20 protein-coding genes are annotated in these 18461 nt (G+C 69.7%); all 20 read right to left on the minus strand.

Annotated features, from left to right (window positions below; all coding sequences use genetic code 11):
• Positions 1 to 2: 2 nt before the first annotated feature.
• A complete protein-coding gene (locus VME70_02415; protein HTW19047.1) occupies positions 3 to 1277 on the minus strand; it encodes a dihydroorotase in 1275 nt (424 codons plus the stop codon).
• Positions 1274 to 2227 (minus strand): aspartate carbamoyltransferase catalytic subunit, encoded by a 954-nt coding sequence (locus tag VME70_02420; GenBank protein ID HTW19048.1) that lies wholly within the window; start codon positions 2225 to 2227, stop codon positions 1274 to 1276. Before VME70_02420 ends, VME70_02415 begins: the two co-directional genes overlap by 4 nt.
• The gene (gene pyrR / locus VME70_02425) at positions 2224 to 2859 is read right to left on the minus strand and encodes a bifunctional pyr operon transcriptional regulator/uracil phosphoribosyltransferase PyrR (GenBank protein HTW19049.1); all 636 of its coding nucleotides are present in this window, start codon (positions 2857 to 2859) and stop codon (positions 2224 to 2226) included. The genes VME70_02420 and pyrR overlap by 4 nt, the downstream gene beginning before the upstream one ends.
• Before the next feature lie 134 nt (positions 2860 to 2993).
• Positions 2994 to 4271, minus strand: a complete 1278-nt coding sequence (locus VME70_02430; protein ID HTW19050.1) for a glycosyltransferase 87 family protein — start codon at positions 4269 to 4271, stop codon at positions 2994 to 2996.
• Positions 4272 to 4389: 118 nt separating this feature from the next.
• Positions 4390 to 4794, minus strand: a complete 405-nt coding sequence (nusB, locus tag VME70_02435) for a transcription antitermination factor NusB (protein HTW19051.1) — start codon at positions 4792 to 4794, stop codon at positions 4390 to 4392.
• 9 nt (positions 4795 to 4803) lie between these two features.
• Positions 4804 to 5367, minus strand: coding sequence for an elongation factor P (efp, locus tag VME70_02440; protein ID HTW19052.1), 564 nt, complete (start codon positions 5365 to 5367; stop codon positions 4804 to 4806).
• Positions 5368 to 5442: 75 nt separating this feature from the next.
• Entirely contained in the window at positions 5443 to 6627 is a 1185-nt protein-coding gene (locus VME70_02445; GenBank protein HTW19053.1) for a hypothetical protein, read from the minus strand.
• A gap of 50 nt (positions 6628 to 6677) precedes the next feature.
• Positions 6678 to 7751: a Xaa-Pro peptidase family protein gene (locus VME70_02450; GenBank protein HTW19054.1), complete on the minus strand. Its 1074-nt coding sequence runs from the start codon at positions 7749 to 7751 to the stop codon at positions 6678 to 6680.
• Between the two features lies 1 nt (position 7752).
• Positions 7753 to 8181: a type II 3-dehydroquinate dehydratase gene (locus VME70_02455; GenBank protein ID HTW19055.1), complete on the minus strand. Its 429-nt coding sequence runs from the start codon at positions 8179 to 8181 to the stop codon at positions 7753 to 7755.
• Positions 8178 to 9248, minus strand: a complete 1071-nt coding sequence (aroB, locus tag VME70_02460; GenBank protein ID HTW19056.1) for a 3-dehydroquinate synthase — start codon at positions 9246 to 9248, stop codon at positions 8178 to 8180. The genes VME70_02455 and aroB overlap by 4 nt, the downstream gene beginning before the upstream one ends.
• Positions 9245 to 9742 (minus strand): shikimate kinase, encoded by a 498-nt coding sequence (locus VME70_02465; protein ID HTW19057.1) that lies wholly within the window; start codon positions 9740 to 9742, stop codon positions 9245 to 9247. Before VME70_02465 ends, aroB begins: the two co-directional genes overlap by 4 nt.
• Positions 9739 to 10914, minus strand: a complete 1176-nt coding sequence (gene aroC, locus VME70_02470) for a chorismate synthase (protein ID HTW19058.1) — start codon at positions 10912 to 10914, stop codon at positions 9739 to 9741. The genes VME70_02465 and aroC overlap by 4 nt, the downstream gene beginning before the upstream one ends.
• A 96-nt stretch (positions 10915 to 11010) precedes the next feature.
• Complete coding sequence (locus VME70_02475) at positions 11011 to 11736, minus strand: hypothetical protein (GenBank protein ID HTW19059.1); 726 nt, start codon at positions 11734 to 11736, stop codon at positions 11011 to 11013.
• 12 nt (positions 11737 to 11748) lie between these two features.
• Positions 11749 to 12564 (minus strand): type 4a pilus biogenesis protein PilO, encoded by an 816-nt coding sequence (gene pilO, locus VME70_02480; GenBank protein ID HTW19060.1) that lies wholly within the window; start codon positions 12562 to 12564, stop codon positions 11749 to 11751.
• A 1-nt stretch (position 12565) separates the two neighbouring features.
• Positions 12566 to 13252, minus strand: a complete 687-nt coding sequence (locus tag VME70_02485) for a PilN domain-containing protein (protein HTW19061.1) — start codon at positions 13250 to 13252, stop codon at positions 12566 to 12568.
• Positions 13249 to 14328 carry a type IV pilus assembly protein PilM gene (pilM, locus tag VME70_02490; protein HTW19062.1) on the minus strand — a complete coding sequence of 360 codons (1080 nt, stop codon included), beginning with the start codon at positions 14326 to 14328 and terminating at the stop codon, positions 13249 to 13251. The genes VME70_02485 and pilM overlap by 4 nt, the downstream gene beginning before the upstream one ends.
• Before the next feature lie 137 nt (positions 14329 to 14465).
• Positions 14466 to 15251, minus strand: a complete 786-nt coding sequence (locus tag VME70_02495) for a prepilin peptidase (protein HTW19063.1) — start codon at positions 15249 to 15251, stop codon at positions 14466 to 14468.
• A gap of 67 nt (positions 15252 to 15318) precedes the next feature.
• A complete protein-coding gene (locus VME70_02500) occupies positions 15319 to 17091 on the minus strand; it encodes a hypothetical protein (protein ID HTW19064.1) in 1773 nt (590 codons plus the stop codon).
• Positions 17088 to 17708: a prepilin-type N-terminal cleavage/methylation domain-containing protein gene (locus VME70_02505; protein HTW19065.1), complete on the minus strand. Its 621-nt coding sequence runs from the start codon at positions 17706 to 17708 to the stop codon at positions 17088 to 17090. Before VME70_02505 ends, VME70_02500 begins: the two co-directional genes overlap by 4 nt.
• 2 nt (positions 17709 to 17710) lie before the next feature.
• Positions 17711 to 18461 (minus strand): IPT/TIG domain-containing protein (locus tag VME70_02510; protein ID HTW19066.1); only part of this gene is annotated, 751 nt, incomplete at its 5' end.

An 18461-nucleotide genomic window follows, 5' to 3' on the forward strand; every position in this document is an offset into this window, starting at 1 on the left:
CGTCATACCGACTTGCCGTCGAGCACTGTCGGCCGGCCCCTCAAGAAAGTCGCGACCACCCGCACCGGCAGCTCGCGTCCGGCGTACGGCGTGTTGCGGCTGCGGCTGGCCGATGTCGTGGGGTCGACCGTCCACCGCGCCTGCGGGTCGACCACAACGAGGTTCGCCGCGGTCCCGGGCTGCAGCGGTTGACCGTGCCCGGCCAGCCGGCCGATCCGAGCCGGCCGGACGCTCATCCGGTCGGCGACGCCGGCCCAGTCGAGCCGGCCCGTCTCGACCATGCTCGCGGCCACCACCGACAGCGCGGTCTCCAGCCCGGTCATGCCGAAGGCGGCCGCCGACCACTCGCTTTCCTTGTCCTCCAACGCGTGCGGAGCATGGTCGGTCGCGACCGCGTCGATCGTGCCGTCGGCGAGGCCGTCGCGCAGCGCCGCCACGTCCGCAGCCGTGCGCAGCGGAGGGTTCACCTTGAAGACCGGGTCGTAGCTCTGGACGAGGTCGTCGGTGAGCAGGAGATGGTGCGGCGTGACCTCGGCGGTGACGTTCCAGCCCTTCGCCTTCGCCCAGCGGACCAGCTCCACCGAACCCGCCGTCGACACATGGCAGAAGTGCACCCGCGAGCCGACGTGCGCGGCCAGCAGGCAGTCCCGGGCGATGATCGCCTCCTCGGCCACCGCCGGCCACCCGGCCAGCCCGAGAACGCCGGACCAGTCGCCCTCGTTCATCTGCGCTCCCTCGGTGAGGCGCGGCTCCTGCGCGTGCTGTGCGATCACGCCGTCGAACGCCTTGACGTACTCGAGCGCGCGGCGCATGAGCAGCGGGTCATGGACACAATGTCCGTCGTCGGAGAACACCCGCACCCGCGCGGCCGACTCGGCCATCGCGCCCAGCTCGGCCAGCCGTTCCCCCGCGATCCCCACGGTGACCGCGCCGACGGGACGGACGTCGCAGTGCCCGGCGGCTTCGCCCAGCCGCCAGACCTGCTCGACGACCCCGGCGACATCGGCGACCGGCTCGGTGTTGGCCATCGCGTGCACCGCGGTGAAGCCGCCGAGCGCGGCGGCTCTGGTGCCGGTCTCGACCGTCTCCGCATCCTCGCGGCCGGGTTCGCGCAGGTGGGTGTGCAGGTCGACCAGGCCCGGCAGCGCGATCAGCCCGTCGGCGTCGATGACCTGTGCGTGCACCGGCCGCTCGTCCACCAGCCGGCCGTCGTCGACGTACAGGTCAACCGGCTCGCCGCCGACCGGCCGAACCCCTTCGATCACCCAGGCGCTCATGCCGCGCTCCCTTCGCCGGGCGCCACGTCGAAGCCGGTCTGGCCGGCCAGCAAGAGGTACAGCACGGCCATCCGCACGGACACCCCGTTGGCAACCTGCTCGACAATGGTCGAGCGCACGCTGTCCGCGACCTCGGCCGCGATCTCCACTCCGCGGTTCATCGGGCCCGGGTGCATGACGATCGCGGCGTCCGGCAACGCGGCCATCCGCTGAGCGTCGAGCCCGTAGCGGCGGGAGTACTCCCTCGTCGTCGGGAAGAAGCCCCCGTGCATCCGCTCGTGCTGCACCCGCAGCATCATCACGACGTCCGCCTTGGGCAGCACCGAGTCGAGGTCGTAGGACACCGCGCACGGCCAGCTGGGCACCCCGACGGGGAGCAACGTGGGCGGAGCAACGAGGGTGACGTCGGCGCCCAGCGTCGAGAGCAACAGCACGTTGCTGCGGGCAACCCGCGAGTGCAGCACGTCGCCGACGATGACGACGTTGAGCCCTTCGAGCCGGCCGGTCCGCCGGCGCATGGTGTAGCTGTCGAGCAGCGCCTGGGTCGGATGCTCGTGGGTGCCGTCGCCGGCGTTCAGGACGCTGCCTCGCACCCAGTGCGCGAGCCGGTGCGGTGCGCCGCTTGCCGGGTGCCGGATCACGACGGCGTCGGTGCCCATGGCTTCGAGGGTGAGCGCGGTGTCCTTCAGCGACTCACCTTTGCTGACGCTCGAGCCCTTCGCCGCGAAGTTGATGACATCGGCGGACAGCCGCTTCGCCGCCACCTCGAAGGACGTCCGAGTCCGCGTCGAGTCCTCGAAGAACAGGTTGACCACCGTCCGGCCCCGCAAGGTCGGCAGCTTCTTGATGCTGCGACCCGCAAGCGCGGTGTCCATCTCGGCCGCCGTGTCGAGGACGAGCAGCGCGTCGTCGCGCGAGAGATCTCCGGCCGAGAGCAGGTGGCGGTTCATCGCTGGCCTCCCTTGCTGGTCGCTGACGAGTCGGCGCCGCCCTCCGCAACAGTGACCACGACCTCGTCCTGGCCGTCGTGCTCGGCCACCCGCACCTGCACCTTCTCGGCGAGGGAGGTCGGCAGGTTCTTCCCGACGTAGTCCGCCCGGATGGGCAGCTCCCGGTGGCCGCGGTCGACGAGTACGGCGAGCTGCACCGCCCGCGGCCGGCCGAGGTCTGACAGCGCGTCCAGCGCCGCCCGGATCGTCCGCCCGGAGAACAGGACGTCGTCGACCAGCACGACGGTCTTGCCGTCGACTCCTTCGGCGGGGATCTCGGTCAGCTCCAGCGCGCGGACGCCACGCAGCCGGAGGTCGTCGCGGTACATGGTGGTGTCGAGCGCGCCGTACGGAACCGGAGCTTCGATCGTGGCGATCTGCTCGGCGATCCGGCGCGCGAGCGGCACCCCGCGCGTGGGGATACCGAGGATGACGAGGTCGCGCGCGCCGTGGTTGCGCTCGACGACCTCATGGGCGATCCGGGTCAGGGCGCGGCCGACATCGGTCGCGTCGAGGATGGATCGGGAGAGAGTGGGCGAAGCGGCACCGGCACCGAGCTCCGGGCCGGTCGGGCTCCCCTGGGCAGCCGTCATTGCGGCACCTCCTTCTCCGCCTCACGGGACGGGGTTAAAGGACGGCAGGTCTTGCTGCGGGCGAGGCTAGCAGCGAGCGCCACCGGTTTTTCACCGGCCGCGCCGGACGACGCGAGAACGCTTCGCCGCCGACCTCAGCGCTGCAGCACGGGCTCGGCGGAGCCGAGGCGCGGCGTCTCTGCAGCGGCTCGAGGGCCGGGACCGGTCGGCGCCGTCGACCGGAACGCCACCTGGAGAACCACGGCGAGCCAGCCGAGCACGGCGAGGGCGTGAACCGTCGCCGCGAGCACGCCGGCTCTGGTGTCGAAGTACAACCACCAGAACCCGAACGGATAGAGCAGCTGAGTGCTCGCCGCGAGCACGACGGTCGCAACGGCGAGCCGGCGCCGGTCGCGTCCGACCAGCGCTGGTGCGTCGACGACTATGGCCGTGACGGCGCAAGCCCACACGACGTACTGCGGTGAGAGCACCTTGGATCCCACGAGGACGACGGCGACACCCGCGAGCGCTGCCGACTCGAGAGCTACCCGCCGGTGACGGTCCCGCCACACGGCGACCGTGAGCGCGACGACGCCGATCGCAAGCCCCAACCCGAGCAACGACGCCCATCCCCTGACCGGAACCTCGATCCCGCCGTGGCCGGGCAACGGCCGGGTCGCCGCGCCGAAGTAGTGCGCGACGAGCACCGGCCAGGCCCAGACCGACTCGACCTCCAGACCGCGCGCGCCCTGGTAGTGCAGCATCCACCACAGGCCGGATCCGCCGCCCCAGGCGAGGACCGGCAGGGTCACCGCGGCGACTACGCCGAGCGACCAGCCCGCCACCTTGCGACGGCCCTCCCCGGGCAGCAGCCGCCACAGCACAACCAGTAGGAGAACCGGCCAAAGCTTGAGCAGCGTGGCAGCGCCGACACAGCAGCCGGCGGCCCGCCAGTGCCGTTCCCGGACCGCAACCAGGAAGCCGACCAGAGCGGCGGCGACGAAGACGTCCAGCCGGAGCCACATGACCGGACCCAGCAGGACAGGGACGGCCACCCACAACCAGCTGCCGAGGCCGACTCGGTGCAACCGCCAAAGACCCCGTGCGACCAGGGCGTCGGCGACCAGGGCCAGCGCGACGAACTCGGCCTCGAACCACCCCGCCGTCTTTGCCGGTAGCAGCATGACCGCAAGGACACCCGGCGGATACTCGACGTTGAACCCGTGCCAGGGCAGCGCTCCGGCGTAGAGCTGCTGCGCCCAGCTGTGGTACTCGGCGACATCGCGACTCACCACCACGGCGTGGCCGACCCACGGGTAGCCGCACCAGCCGGCGAGCACCGCAATGCCGGCAGCCCGGACCACCAGCCAGGCAGCGGCCAGCTGCCGGCCGCGCCGGTCGGAGCGCGGACGCGGGCCGGGAGGGGTGGTCACCTTCTGAGCATCGACGGCCCAACTACCCGCTTGAGGCAGCGGACGGCGCGCGCCGGCGGGTCGGCGAAGCCGAGGCGATGAAGTCGGGCAGAACCGAAGGAATCGGACAGTGTCGGTCTTAGGCCGGAACGCCGTCCCGCAGCACTCGCGACAGGACCCCGTTGACCAACCCGGGCGAGGCGTCGGTGGACAGCGACTTCGCCAGCTCGACCGCCTCGTCGATCGCGACGGCGTCAGGAACCTCGGCGGACCAGAGCAGCTCGTAGAGAGCAAGGCGCAGCACGGCCCGGTCGACCGGTGGCATCCGGTCGAGCGTCCAGTCCTCGACGTAGGACGCCAACACCTCGTCGATCCGCTCGCGGTGCGCGACGACCCCCTCGACCAGCTCTCGGGAGTAGGCCGGGACGGGCGGGTCCGCACGTCCCACCCAGGCCGCCAACGTCGCCAGCGGGTCGGTCTCGCGGACATCGGCCTCGAACAGCACGTCGACGGCCCGCTTGCGTGCCTTGCTCCGAGCCGCCATCTGCGACGGTCAGCTGGACACGCGGGAGATGTACCGCCCGTCGCGGGTGTCGACCTTCACCCGCTCGCCCTGCGTGACGAAGAGAGGGACCTGCACGGTCACGCCGGTCTCGAGCGTCGCGGGCTTCGTCCCGCCGGTCGAACGGTCGCCCTGCATGCCGGGTTCGGTGTAAGTGACGAGCAACTCGACCGACGCGGGAAGCTCGACGTACAGCACGGTGTCCTCGTGCATCGCAACGGTCGCGTTGGTGTTCTCTAGCAGGTAGTCCTTCGCGTCGCCCACCGCCGAGTCCGGGACGTGGATCTGGTCGTAGGTCTCCGCATCCATGAAGACGTAGTCCGTGCCGTCCTGGTACAGGTAGGTCATCTCGCGCTTGTCGACGGTCGCGACGTCGACCTTCACGCCGGCGTTGAAGGTCCGGTCCACGACCTGACCGGTGAGGACGTTCTTCAGCTTGCTGCGGACGAACGCGCCACCCTTGCCGGGCTTGACGTGCTGGAAGTCGACCACGTTCCACAGCACGCCGTCGAGGTCGAGCGTCATGCCGTTCTTCAGGTCGTTGGTGGTTGCCACGGCGGAACACAGACTCCTGAGAGGGATGGGCCTTCATCCTACGGGCCGCGCGCCCGGACCCGTCCCGCTCGAAGCTCAGGCCGGTACGGCGACCGCGGCGCTTCCGAGTGCGGGATCAGGGAGTTGCGGCACCGGTTCGCGGTTCGGGCGAAGGACGGCCACCGCCACGACGAGGAACCACAACAACCGGATCGGGCCCTCCCATGACGGGAGGACCTTCGGCACTCCGAACTCCACGATCGTGGTGAGTCCCGTCCATACCGGCAGCCGCCGGCCGGAGGACGCGTCCCACACCATCGCTCCGACGATCGGACCGAGCCCGTAGTACAGCCAGGCCTGCGGATCGGTGACGACCCGGAAGCCGAAGCCGACCAGCGGGATCGCCATCCACCGGCGTTGCCGGGCGGCGAGGATCGAGAGCGCGATGCCGCCGATGAACTGGACCGGCCGGACCCATCGCGGTGCGTCGCCGAGCCCCATTCCCAGCAAGTGCATGGTCGAGCCTGCTACGACGGGGAACTGGAAGCTGCTCAGCGCGTGTACGGTCTGCGGGTCGCCGATGACGAACGGCGCCCAGCACAGGCCGGCCGTGATGATCGCCACGAGCGTCGCCCGCGCACGATCCTCGCGTGGCAGCCCGAGCACAACGGGTGCGGCGACGATCGCCCAAGGCTTGGACGCGATCGCGATCCCGAGGACGAGGCCGGCGAGCCACCATCGCCGCCCACGGGCGATGATCGCCATCGCGGTCAGCGTGCCGGTGATCGCCATGACGTCGTCGAGGTGCGCCCATCGGGCGGCCTCGGCGGCCCAGATCGGCAGGATGACCAGCCCGGAAAGCAACACGACCGAGGCCGCATTCGCCCCGAACCCCGTCGGCTCGGCGCCGCCCACCAGGTGCAGCCGGCGGGCGATCTGCTCGCCGCACCGCAGGCACCACAGACCCGCCAGCGTCATGAGGGCGGTCATCAGCAGGTCGACGACCGAGGGCGGCAGCCATTGAAGTGCGGCCACGAGCACGATCGGTGGAGGGCCGATCTGGATCTGCGGGTTGTGTGCGTAAAGCCCGAGCGCCCCCGTGTCGTAGTGCGCGTTGAGATGGATCAGCGTGCGGGCGCTGAACTCGAAGAACGCCCAGTCGGTGAGGACGCCCTTCGGCCGGGTGAGATAGGCGACCACGAATGCTCCGGCGCCCCAGCCGAAGAGCACGGCGTACCGGTGGCGCTGGGCAGCATGGGCGAGCCGGCGCAGTGCGTCCACCTAGGAAATGTCGAACCGAAGCCGTCCTCGCTTGAGCCGAACGGGTGGTCTCAGCACTCCAGCAACGAACGGTCGGAGGCGGTCAGCGAGCGTGGCGCAGCGCCGTCGATCACGATGCTGTCCTCGATCCGGACGCCCCCGCGGCCGGGCAGGTAGATGCCGGGCTCGATGGTGACCGCCGTTCGGTCGACAAGCGGGGTGTCGTGCGAGCTCGCGGACAGGAACGGCAGCTCGTGAACCTCGAGCCCTACGCCGTGCCCCAGCCCGTGCGCGGCGTGGCTGCCGGCCGCCTCGATGCCCGACCGGGCGAGGCCGTCAAGCTCGCGCGGGCTCGCCCCTGCCACCGCTGCGGCACGGCACTCGGCCTGGATCGCCTGCACCGATGCGTGCAGCTCGCGCTGCCAGTCGGCCGCCGGCCCGACCACGACCGTGCGCGTCATGTCGGCGTGATAGCCGCCGCTGCGAGCGCCGAAGTCGAGCTTGACGAGATCACCCGCCTCGAGCGCCCGGTCGGTGGGCCGGTGATGCGGGATCGCGCTGTGCGATCCGAACGCCACGATCGTGTCGAAGGCGAGGCCGTCCGCGCCGTTCTCGCGCATGCAGCCGTGGAGGAACCAGGCGATCTCGCGCTCGGTCACCCCGGGGCGCAACCGGCCGAGCACGGCAGCGAAGGCCGCATCAGTGATTGCGCAGGCTCGTTGCAGGTGCTCGATCTCGGCCTCGTCCTTGACCGCTCGTAGGCGCTCGACCACCGACTCGGTCTCGACCAGGTCGAGCCGGCCGTCGGCTGCGGCGCGGAACTGCTCCGCTTCGGCGAGGGTGACCGCCGATCGTTCGATGCCGAGCCGGTGCGCACCGTCCGCAGCCGCGCGGCCGACCAGCGCCGCAGCACTCGAGCGCGCATCCACGCACTCCAGGTCGGGGACCTCCTCCGCCGCCTGCGTCAGGTAGCGGCCGTCGGTCGCAAACGTCGCGGAGCCGTCCGGGCGGACCAGTAGCGCGGCGTTCGACCCGGTGAAGCCGGTGAGGTAGCGGACGTTGACGACCAGGCTCACCAGCAACGCGTCCACGTCGTCGGGAAGTGCGGCACCCGCCGCGGAACGCCGATCGGCATACGACGTCATGTCAGATCCTCGTCGCGATGGCCAGCAACGCCAGCCGGTAGGAGTCGAGCCCGAAACCGGCGACCAGACCGAGCGCCAGCCCGGCGGTGAACGAGGTATGGCGGAACTCCTCGCGAGCGAGCGGGTTCGACAGATGCACTTCCACGAACGGCACCGTCAAGGCGGCCGCCGCGTCACGAACGGCAACGCTGGTGTGCGTCCACGCGCCGGGGTTCAGGATCAGTCCGGCCGCGTCCGCGCCGTGCAGCCAGTCGAGGTACGTCGACTCGTCATCGGTTTGCCGAACGTCCACCTCGATGCCGAGAGCTCCGGCCGCCTCGACACACGTCGTCACGAGGTCGTCGTACGTCGCGGTTCCGTAAATCGCGGGTTCGCGCGATCCGAGCTGGGCGATGTTCGGCCCGTTGAGAACCAGCACACGCGTGGTCATGCGGCCACCTCCGAGTATGCCGCAGCCACCAGCGCGGGCTCCGGATCTTCAAGGATGCCAGGCGATCCGAGACCGTCGAGCACGACGAACCGCTGATGGTCACCGCGCGCCTTCTTGTCGATCCGCATCGCCGCGGTGAGCTCGGCCAGCGCGTCGGGACGATAGCTGACCGGCAGCCCGAGTGCCCTCAACACGGTGGCGTGCCGGGTCGCCGTTGCCTCGTCGAGCCGGCCGGACAACCGCCCGAGCGCTGCGGCGAAGACCAGGCCGATCGACACGGCGTGCCCGTGCGGGATGCGGAATCCTTCGACCTGTTCGATCGCGTGGCCCAATGTGTGCCCGTAGTTGAGAAACTCTCTCGGTCCCGACTCGCGAAGGTCCTTCGACACGACCGCGGCCTTCACGACGATCGACCGCTCGACCAGCTCGCGGGCACTCGGACCGCGCGGGCTGGTCGCTGCGGCCGGATCGCGATCGATCAGGTCGAGGATCGCAGGATCCGCGATGAAGCCGGTCTTCACGACTTCCGCCATCCCGTTGACCCATTGCGCATCGGGCAGGGTCGCAAGCAGATCCAGGTCGACGAGAACGCCGGCCGGTGCGTGAAATGCCCCTACCAGGTTCTTTCCGGCGGCGATGTTGATCGCGGTCTTGCCACCGATGGCCGCGTCGACCATGCCCAGCAACGTGGTCGGCACGTGCACGACGCGAATGCCGCGCAGCCAGGTCGCGGCGGCAAAGCCGGCCGCGTCGGTCGTTGCACCGCCGCCCACCGCCACCAATGCATCGGATCTCGTCATGCGCAGTGCAGCCAGCTCTACCCACAACGTCTCGACACTGGCGACGGACTTGGCCGCCTCGCCGGCCGCGATGTCGAGGCGTTCGACGCGGTGGCCCGCGGCGTGCAACGCCGCGACCAGGCCGGCGATCCGGTCGCGCACCGTCGGGTCGACGACGATCGCGACCGTCGTCGCGCCCGACACCAGAGCGGGGAGCTCCGATGCGAGCCCATGCCCGACGACGACGTCGTACGGCGTTGCCCCACCGACCGGGACGACGGTGCTCACAGCGCGGCCTCTACCTCGGAAGCGACCTCGTCCGGTGTGCGGCCGTCGGTCCGGATGGTTGCACTCGCGACCTCGGCGTACCACGGCCGGCGTTCCTCGAGCATCGACCGCAGCTGCGACCGCAGGTTGCCGATCAACAGCGGCCGGTCTCGGTTCAACCCGATCCGTGCGACCGCATCCGTCAGCCCGACGTCGAGGAACACGACCCGCTCGCCCTTGAGCAACGCCCGGGTCTCCGGGTCGACGACTGCGCCGCCCCCGACGGCAAGAACGCCCGCGTGCTCGGCAACCGCCCGTTTCACCGCGGTTCGCTCGAGCTCGCGAAACACCGGCTCGCCGCGCTCCACGAACAGGTCCGCGATCGGCATGCTCGCCGCTGCCTCCACATCGGCATCGGTGTCGCGGAACTCTGCGCCACGTCGCTCCGCGACCAGCCGACCGACGGTTGACTTGCCGGCGCCGGGCGGTCCGACCAGGACGACCAACGGCGTCACCGCACGACCAGTGCGTCGAGGTAGGCCGCGTGGTTGCGCCGGGTCTCCTCGGTCGAGTCGCCACCGAACTTCTCGAGCGCGGCGTCGGCGAGCACGAGCGCGACCATCGCCTCTGCGACGACGCCCGATGCGGGCACCGCGCAGACGTCGGAGCGCTGGTTGATCGCCTTCGCGGGCTCGCCGGTGCGCACGTCGACGGTGTCGAGCGCCCGCGGCACGGTGGAGATCGGCTTCATCGCGGCCCGCACCCGCAGCACCTCGCCTGTGCTCATGCCACCCTCGGTGCCACCGGAGCGACCCGTGCGCCGGTGCAGCCCGTCCGCGGTCTGCTCGATCTCGTCATGCGCGCGGCTGCCCCGGCTGGCCGCGGTCGCGAAACCGTCGCCCACCTCCACACCTTTGATCGCCTGGATGCCCATCAAGGCACCGGCCAGCCGCGAGTCCAGCCGGCGGTCCCAGTGGGTGTGGCTGCCGAGTCCCGGCGGCAGCCCGTGGACGACCACCTCGACCACCCCGCCCAGGGTGTCGGCATCGGCGCGGGCGGCATCGATCTCGGCCACCATCGCGGCGCTCGCGTTCGCGTCGAAGCAGCGCACGGGATCTGCGTCGATGCGGTCCCGGTCACCGGGCGTAGGCACGGCTGCAGGCGCGGTCACACTGCCGATCGCGACGACGTGGCTGAGCACCGTGACCCCCAGCGCTTGCTCCAGGAATGCCTTCGCGACCGCGCCGATCGCGACCCTCGCCGCGGTCTCTCGCGCGCTCGCTCGCTCGAGCACCGGCCGGGCGTCGTCGAAGCCGTACTTCTGCATGCCGACCAGGTCTGCGTGCCCGGGTCGCGGGCGGGTGAGCGGTGCGGCGCGGGCCAACCCTTCGAGCTCGGCCGGGTCGACCGGGTCGGCCGACATCACGGCCTCCCACTTCGGCCACTCGGTGTTGCGCACGAGTACGGCGATCGGCGAGCCGAGCGTCTGCCCATGCCGCACGCCGCCGAGGATCTCTACCGCGTCCTGCTCGAACGACATCCGCGCGCCCCGCCCGTAGCCGGCCCGCCTGCGCCCGAGCTCGTCGGCCAGGTCGGCGGTGCTGACCCGGGTGCCGGCCGGGAGCCCGTCAAGGACGGCGACCAGCGCCGGCCCGTGCGACTCCCCTGCCGTCAGCCACCGCAACACCCGTCCATTCTGCCGGTCCGGTGATCACGGCGACCGATCGCGACATGCAACGACCCCGCCACGGGATGGCCGCGGCGGGGTCGAAGCAAACGGGGATCACGCAGCGTGGGCGACACCTGTGGTGAGGACGAACGGGGCGGCGTCACCGATCTGCACGGTTGCCTCGCCGTTCTGGACCGAGATCAGCGCGAAGATCTTGTCGAAGACCGTGCCCTGGTCGCTGCTCGGACCCGGCGCCTGGACGGTGTACTCGCGGAACTTGTGGTGGGCATAGCCGACCTTGAACTTCGCGGTCTGACCCTTGGTCCCGGTCAGCTCGATCCAGAGCGGGCCACCGGCAGCCTTGGTGCCGCCACCCGAGTGGGACGACGACGGGTTGGGGCTCGGCGAGGTGCCGCTCGAGGGGGTCGACGACGGGCTGCTCGCCGGCACCGTGGACTGCGACACGGGCGAGCCGCCGGTGTCGACCGGTGCGGTGATCAGCGGGATGAACGGGTCGCGTGCGGCGGGGTGCTTGTTGACCTTCGGCAGCGTCGTCGTACCGCCCTTGTGGGTCTTGCCGGTCGAGGACGGCTGCGACGAGGCCTGTGCCGAGACGGTCGCGTGGGGAACGACCGCGGCGGTCGGCGTGGAGGAGCCGCCCTTGTGCAGGAGCAGGAAGGCTGCCGCGGCAAGCACGATGACACCCGCCGCACCACCGAGGATCAGCAGCCGACGCCGGTTGCCGCCCTCAGGACCGTCACCGTCCGGCTGCACCGGAAGCATCCCGACGCCTTCGTCGGTTGCCGCGCCGGCCGGGGGCATCGTTGTGGACTCAGTCATGGCGCCCTGCTCCTAGCTCGCCGGGGCCGAGGAGGCCCCAGTGGTTGATGGCGTGGTCGCGGTCGACGTGGCCGGGGTGGACGTGCCCGGAGCCGGCGTGGTGGTCGCGCTCGGCGTCGTGGTCGGAGCCGGTGCCGTCGCGGTCGTCGGCGTGGTCGTCGTCGACGTGCCGGCGGGCGGCGAGTAGAAGACGTACGCCGACAGCGTTCCGCCGATGGCGTTGGGCGGCAGCACGTCGGTGCTCGGCGTCGCCGGCAGCGCGCAGCTGACCGACCCGCTCGAGCCGGCCACCGCCGGGTCCGGGCAGAGCGACCAGTTGGTCACCAGCGTGGACCGGCGTAGCTTCTCCAGCGCCTGGAAGAACGACTCGACGTTCGGGAACGTGCCGGTGATGGCCAGCGAGACCGGCAGCTGGACCAGCTGGTTCGCCGTGCTCGTCGCCGGCGCGAGGCTCGTGGTGCCACCGCTCGTCGTGGATGTACCGGACACCACCGTCGGTGCTCCAGGCGTGATGGAGACCAGGTCGACGCCGGCGCCCGCCGCCGCCGCGGACAGCTGGCGGATGAGCATCGGCTCGGAGGCGTTCGGCGGCACTTCGCTGGCGAACTTCTGCAGAGCTGCCTGTTGCTGCGGGAGCTGGCGCTGCTCGCTCTCCAGAGAGGCGATCTGCGACTGCAGGACCGCGTTGGAGGACTGCTGAGTCGCCGCCTGCGACTTGAGGGTCGAGACCTTCGAGTTCTGCGGCTTCACCAGCAGGAACCAGCCCACGACGAGGACGGCGAGCACAGCGATCGCTGTGAACACAGTCCATTGGCGCGTCTTGGTCATGTCAGCTGCCCGCCTTCTGGACGAATCGGTTTGAGTAGGCCTTGGTCGTGAGGTTGGCGCTGCTGCCGAAGGTCACGATGGGACGGGTTCCGATCACACCCTCGACCGACGAGGTGAAGACCGGCTGCGAGAACGAGTTCTCCTTGGCGATCGAGTCGAGCCAAGCCGCGACGTCGTCGTGCTTGAAGCCGACGCCGGAGAACGAGATCGTCCCGATCGTGTTGGTGGCGGCACCAGGCAGCGTCGTGGTCGAGCTCGAGTTCGGCTCGCCGACGCCAACGGTGTTCTCGTTCGCAGCGACCGCGGTCAGCCACACGTTGCTCGGCACCCGCAGCGACAGGTCGTTCAGCACGGACGACCACAGCACCTGCTGGCCCATCGCCTCCTGGAGCACACCCTGCTTGGCCTGCACCTGGGCGAAGGTCGCCTTGACATTGGCGAGGCTGTTCAGCTTGCCCTGCAGGCTGGTCTGCTGAGCCTGGGCCGCACTGACCTCGGCCTGCGCCGATGAGATGCCGCCGCGTGCGTGGACGAACAGCGCCCCGACGATGACGAACGACGCGAGGACGGCGGCGCCCATCGCGAGCTGCAGCCGGCGGAACCGCTCTGCCTCCGCGATCTCCGGCGGCATGAGGTTGACGCGCGGCATCGCCGCAACGCCGGTCGCCAGCTCGGTCTGCGTGGTCACGACGCCACCCCCAGGGCGAGCCCGACCGGCACTGCGATCTGCGGCTCGACGTAGCTCAGTTGCTCATCGGTGAGTCCGGTCTTGCCGATGGTCAGCGCCGCGGTAGCGGCGCCCGGCTCGACCGGGAGACGGGTTGCGGCGGCGAGCCGCTGACCCAGACCGGTGAGGCGGGCGCCTCCACCGGAAAGCACGATTCGCTGCAGCGGCACCGACGATGGCTGCGCGAGGTAGTAGTCGAGCGATCCGCGGATCTCCTCGACGAAGCTGCCGGCAGAGGCCTCGATGACCCGCGCGGCCGGGTGGTCGCTGACCGCCTCGCCGCGAACCGGAGACATCCCCACCTGCTGCTTGACGCCGATCGCCTGGTCGAACGGAACGCCCAGCCGCTCGCTCACGGCCTCGGTGACGTTGTCGCCGCCCATCAGCAGGATGCGCACGAAGCGCGGGTTGCCGTTCTCGTGGATGACGATGTTGGTGACCTTGGCGCCGACGTCGATCAAGGCCTCGGTGCCGGCCTGCGACCCGGGCGCACCGCCGATCTCGTCGACCCGGCCCAGGGCCCGCAGCACCGCGAACGGCGTGAGGTCGACCTGGGTGGCGCGCAGCCCGGCCCGCTTCACCGACTCGAGGGCGGTGAGCACCATGTCCCGGGCGGCGGCGACGACGAGCACCCGCAGCATGCGGTTGCCGCCCTCGGCCATGATCTCCGAGATCGGGTGGAAGTCGAGGATGGCCTGCTCGATCGGGATCGGCAGGAAGTCCTGGACCTGCAGGGGCAACGACTTGCGCAGCTCGTCCGGCTGCATCCAGGGGAGATCGACCTGCCGGACGATCACCTTCTGGTTCGCCACCCCGAGCACCACGGACTTCGACGAGAACTTCGCCGTCGACCACAGGTGCTTGATGGCGTCGGCCACGACCTGGGGGTCGATGACCTCACCGTCACGGACGGCTCCTTGCGGGAGCGCCACCTGGCCGAATCGCTGAAGCGTCGCCGGTCCCTTGCCGAACGCGAGTTCGGCGGCCCGGACACCGGAGGTTCCGATGTCGAGACCGACCGCAGTTCGTCCTGCCACTGGATCGTCCTCCCGTACGAGAGCAACTCAGAACGCTGAGCCGTCTGGTTGCCTGTCCAAGGGAGTAGGTCGGTATGGTCACGCCCCTTCTTGAGCAGACGGAGGCTGCGAATTGGTCCGGTCGGGCTAGGGCCTGGTCACGATCCCGAAGTAATACGGGTATAAGCGTGCGCAAGGGGATGGCCGGCATAGATCCCCACCAAAAGGCCGATCAGCATGAATGGCCCGAAGGGAACCCGGCTCTTGCGCCCACCCCCGCGCATCCCCACCACTACGACGATGCTGACGACCGCACCGATCACGAATGCGGCAAATGCCCCGACCAGCAGCTGGCCCCACCCGAGCCATCCGAGGTACATCCCGACCACGCCGGACAGCTTGACGTCCCCTAAGCCCATTCCGGCCGGATAGACGAGCCATACGAGCCCGTAGAAGCCGGCCAGGGCGGCCATGCCCAGCAACGCCCGCACGTAGGCGTGTGGCGCGTTGTCGGCCCACGCCGCGGCACCGAGCAGCGCTAGGCCGATCGGGTACGACGGCAGCGTGAGCGCGTCCGGGAGCCGCAGCAGGTCGAGGTCGATCATCGTGAGCGCCACCCCGACCGCGGCCAGGTAGAGGTACGCCGGCAGGTCGGCGTGAATCCCGAAGTGCAGGCCGAAGGCGACGAACAGTGCGGCGGTCGCGAGCTCGACCAGCGGGTAGCGAACCGAGATCCGTGCGCCACAGCTGCGGCAGCGCCCGCGCAGGATCACCCAGGACACGACCGGGATGTTGTCCCGATGCTCGATCGGCGCATCGCACTGCGGGCAGTGCGATGCCGGGTGCGCCACCGACTCCTTGCGCGGCACCCGCCAGATGACGACATTGAGGAACGAGCCGATCGCCAGCCCGAGCAGCCCGATGATGACGAGCAGGCCGGCCACGGGAGAGCAGGCTATCGGTCAGTGCAGCCGCTACCAGTGGGCTCGCGACCGCGAGCCCACTCGGTGATCAGCCGCCCGAGCTGTTTTCCTGGATGCTGCTGAGCCCCGCTGCCGGGTTCGTCGGCGGCGCGTTCCACTTGAGCAACAGGTAGTTCTTCGTCGCCGACGCGGCAGACGGGATGTTGCTCCCGTCGCAGGACGTGACCACGATCTGCGCCCAGCCCACTGATGTCTGCGACGGGTCGGGCGCCATGCAGTAGCCGTCCGCCTTGTTGATCAGCAGGTAGGAGTTGGCGTAGGTGTTCGCGACGCCGGTGGGATCCCAGAGCTCGTTGTCAGGAGGCGTGCCGGTCGGGCACTGGACGCCGTAGACCAAGCCGTTCAGCGTGCCGGGTGAGACCAGGCAGTCCTTCACGGACGACGACGGACTCGACGGGATGCACCCGCCCGCACCCGCCGCGCAGTTCGTGTAGAAGATGCCGTACGACCCGGACACCGTCTGGAAGTGCCAGATCTGGTTCCATGTCAGGGTGGTGGAGTCCGGCGCCTGCTTGCACGGGTAGGCGATCAGCTTGTTGCTGAAGTTCTGCCCGTTGACGTCCAGGCAGTTGCCGAACAGCGCGTAGTTGGCGAACTGCTGGGTCGGCGAGCCCGGGACGCCGGTCGTGTTGCTGCCCGACTTGCCGGCACCGACCTGCGGGTCGGGATACCAGGCGGTCAGGTCCTGCGACGACCCGCTGCAGGTCACCAGGCTCAGCGCCGCACCGGCAACGGCGGCCGATGAGGTCGTCACGCCGGCGCCCTCGAGGCAGCCGCCGGGGTCCGGCGACGTGCTGCCGCCGACCTTGCCGTCGTTGATGTCAGGTGCTTCGAGCTGGCCGTTGTCGTTGTAGGCGAACTCCTGCTCCTGCTGGGTCTGGTTGGCGTACGGGTACGTCGTGCCGGACCCACTTGTGGCGCAGGTCTCAAGCTTCGGTGTCCCGGCGTGACCGTACGTGCTGGTCACGTTCTGGATGCAGAGATCCAGGGTCGTGTCACCGCCGTAGAACAGCGTGAGGTCGCCGCGGTACTGCCAGGTCTGCTGCGGGGTGCCGAGCGCGAGGCAGGGCTCCATCGTCGGAATAGTGCCGGCGCTGGGCTCCGCGGAGCCCGCATCGAGGCACATCTGGTCCTGGCCGCCGCTGTTGTACTCGGCCATCCGGCCGCCGACGGTGTTGGTGTTGGTGGCGTTGAACTCGTACACCGCGTGCAACGTCCGGTCACCCTCTGCGGTGCCGCTGTAGCCGGGCAGCTGCCCGCTGAGGCCGTAGGACTGGATGAACGCGTAGGTCGGCACGTACTTCACGATGCCGGCCTTGCACGGGATCGCGTTCGACGACCACCAGCTGGTCGTCGAGTCGGTCTCGTGCGAGGTCGGGTCGGTCTGGAAGTACGTGATCACCGCACGGTAGGTCGCGGTCTCGCTCGACGGCGTGATCTGCTCGACGGTCCCGGTGATCTGGTCGCCGGCAACGGTCACCGTCTGTGCCGGGCTGCCCACGGTCAGCGTCACGCCGCCGGAGTCGCTCGGGTCCGTACAGGGCAGCTTGGTGAGGTCACCGCCACCGTTCGTCGAGGTGTTGCGCAGCTGGCCGAGCGCGGCCTGCATGCCGGCCTGGGCGGCGTCCACCGTCCGCACCTGCTTCTGTGCAAGCGTCGTCGGTCCGACCTGGTTGATCATGATGTTGGCCACCGCGACGCTTACCACCGCGATGATGAGGATCAGGAACAACGTGAAGATCAGCGCGAAGCCGCCGTCGTCGTTCTGACGGCTGCGCACGATCCGGATCAATCGGTTCATGGACGACCAACCTGGGTGCATGTTGCGGTGGTGGGTGCGGTGTCTGACGTCGAGTTGATCGCAGTCAGGGTGACCTGGCTGTTCGAGCTCGTGGAGGGCGCGCCGCTGGTCGCCGTGAATGTCACGGTCAGCTCTTCTTTTGCGTCCGCCGACGATGTCGGCGAGATCGAGAAGACCGGGGTCGAGCCGACCTGGCTGATGCCGATCGCGGCGGTCGACCAGTTGGTCGCCGTCACGGTGCCAGTGCCGGTCAACGGGGGCTGCCAGGTCCGCCATTGCAACTTGCCGCCGGCCGAGACCCAGCGCCACTGAGTGCAGGTCTGCTGCTGACCGGTGTTGCCGGTCTGGAACTCGAAGTAGAAGTTCCCGTCCGTGCCGGTGCCGGGCGCGGTGATCGCATTGGCGTACCGCGCCGAGTGGTCCAGCAGCGTGATCACCTTGCGGGCGGCGGACATGTCGTTGCTCTGACCGTTCTGCCGCCGGCTCTCGCGCATCATGTTGACGATCGCCGTCGTGATGATCGCCATGATCATCGTGAAGATGATCATCACCACCAGCAGCTCGATGAGGGACGTGCCCTCATCAGAGCGCTGGATCCGGTCTCGTAGTCGACGCATCGCTAGCTCGCCGTCATCGTCTTGGAGTAGGCGTTACTGACGCCGCCGTCGGGGTTGGTGACCGTGATGACCACCGTCACGCTCCCTGAGGTCGGTGTGGCGAGCGCCTTGGCGCTGAAGCTCAACGACGTCGAGCTCGTGACGGTCGTCGCGGAGATGCTCGTCATCGACGTCCCGTTCTCGGTGATCGTGACCGTCGCGCCGCTCACGAAGCCGGTGCCGGTCAACGTGTAGGTCGTCGACGAGTTGTGCTTGACGGTCGCCGGCGTCACCGCCGTGATCGTCGGTGCCGCGTCAACCGTCAGCCCGATGGATGCCGATCCGCCGTCGGGGTTGGTCACCGTGATGGTGTCGGTGCCCGTGGCGGTCGCGTTGAAGTTGTTCAGCACGATCGAGGTCGAGGTGATCGTGCCGACCGTCCAGGTGCCGTTGCTCGCCGCGACGGTCAGGCCCGACTGGAAGCCGGTGCCGACCAGCGTGATGGTCTTCGCCTGGCCCTTGACGACCGGCGAACCCGTGATCGACGTGAGGGTCGGCTTGGGGGTGATGGTGATCGAGTAGCTGGACACGCCCCCGTCGGGGTTGGTCACGGTCAGCAGGTCCGGACCGGTCGACGTGGGCAGGAAGTTGTTCAGGGTGATCGACGTCGAGGTCACCGTGCCCAAGGTGAACGTGCCGTTCGCGGCCGCCACGGACAGGCCGGTCTGGAAGCCGGTGCCGGTCAGTGTCTCCGTGTGGGACACGCTGACGAGC

The organism is Mycobacteriales bacterium, from assembly GCA_035504215.1.
In the GTDB taxonomy this organism is placed as follows: Bacteria; Actinomycetota; Actinomycetes; order JAFAQI01; family JAFAQI01; genus DATAUK01.

Coding starts and splice junctions, on each gene's coding strand:
- VME70_02415 (HTW19047.1), bottom strand. CDS start 1,277: ATGAGCGCCTGGGTGATCGAAGGGGTTCGGCCGGTCGGCGGCGAGCCG.
- pyrR (HTW19049.1), bottom strand. CDS start 2,859: ATGACGGCTGCCCAGGGGAGCCCGACCGGCCCGGAGCTCGGTGCCGGT.
- VME70_02455 (HTW19055.1), bottom strand. CDS start 8,181: ATGACCACGCGTGTGCTGGTTCTCAACGGGCCGAACATCGCCCAGCTC.
- VME70_02475 (HTW19059.1), bottom strand. CDS start 11,736: ATGACTGAGTCCACAACGATGCCCCCGGCCGGCGCGGCAACCGACGAA.
- pilO (HTW19060.1), bottom strand. CDS start 12,564: ATGACCAAGACGCGCCAATGGACTGTGTTCACAGCGATCGCTGTGCTC.
- VME70_02505 (HTW19065.1), bottom strand. CDS start 17,708: ATGCGTCGACTACGAGACCGGATCCAGCGCTCTGATGAGGGCACGTCC.
- nusB (HTW19051.1), bottom strand. CDS start 4,794: ATGGCGGCTCGGAGCAAGGCACGCAAGCGGGCCGTCGACGTGCTGTTC.
- VME70_02500 (HTW19064.1), bottom strand. CDS start 17,091: ATGAACCGATTGATCCGGATCGTGCGCAGCCGTCAGAACGACGACGGC.
- VME70_02420 (HTW19048.1), bottom strand. CDS start 2,227: ATGAACCGCCACCTGCTCTCGGCCGGAGATCTCTCGCGCGACGACGCG.
- VME70_02450 (HTW19054.1), bottom strand. CDS start 7,751: ATGACGTCGTATGCCGATCGGCGTTCCGCGGCGGGTGCCGCACTTCCC.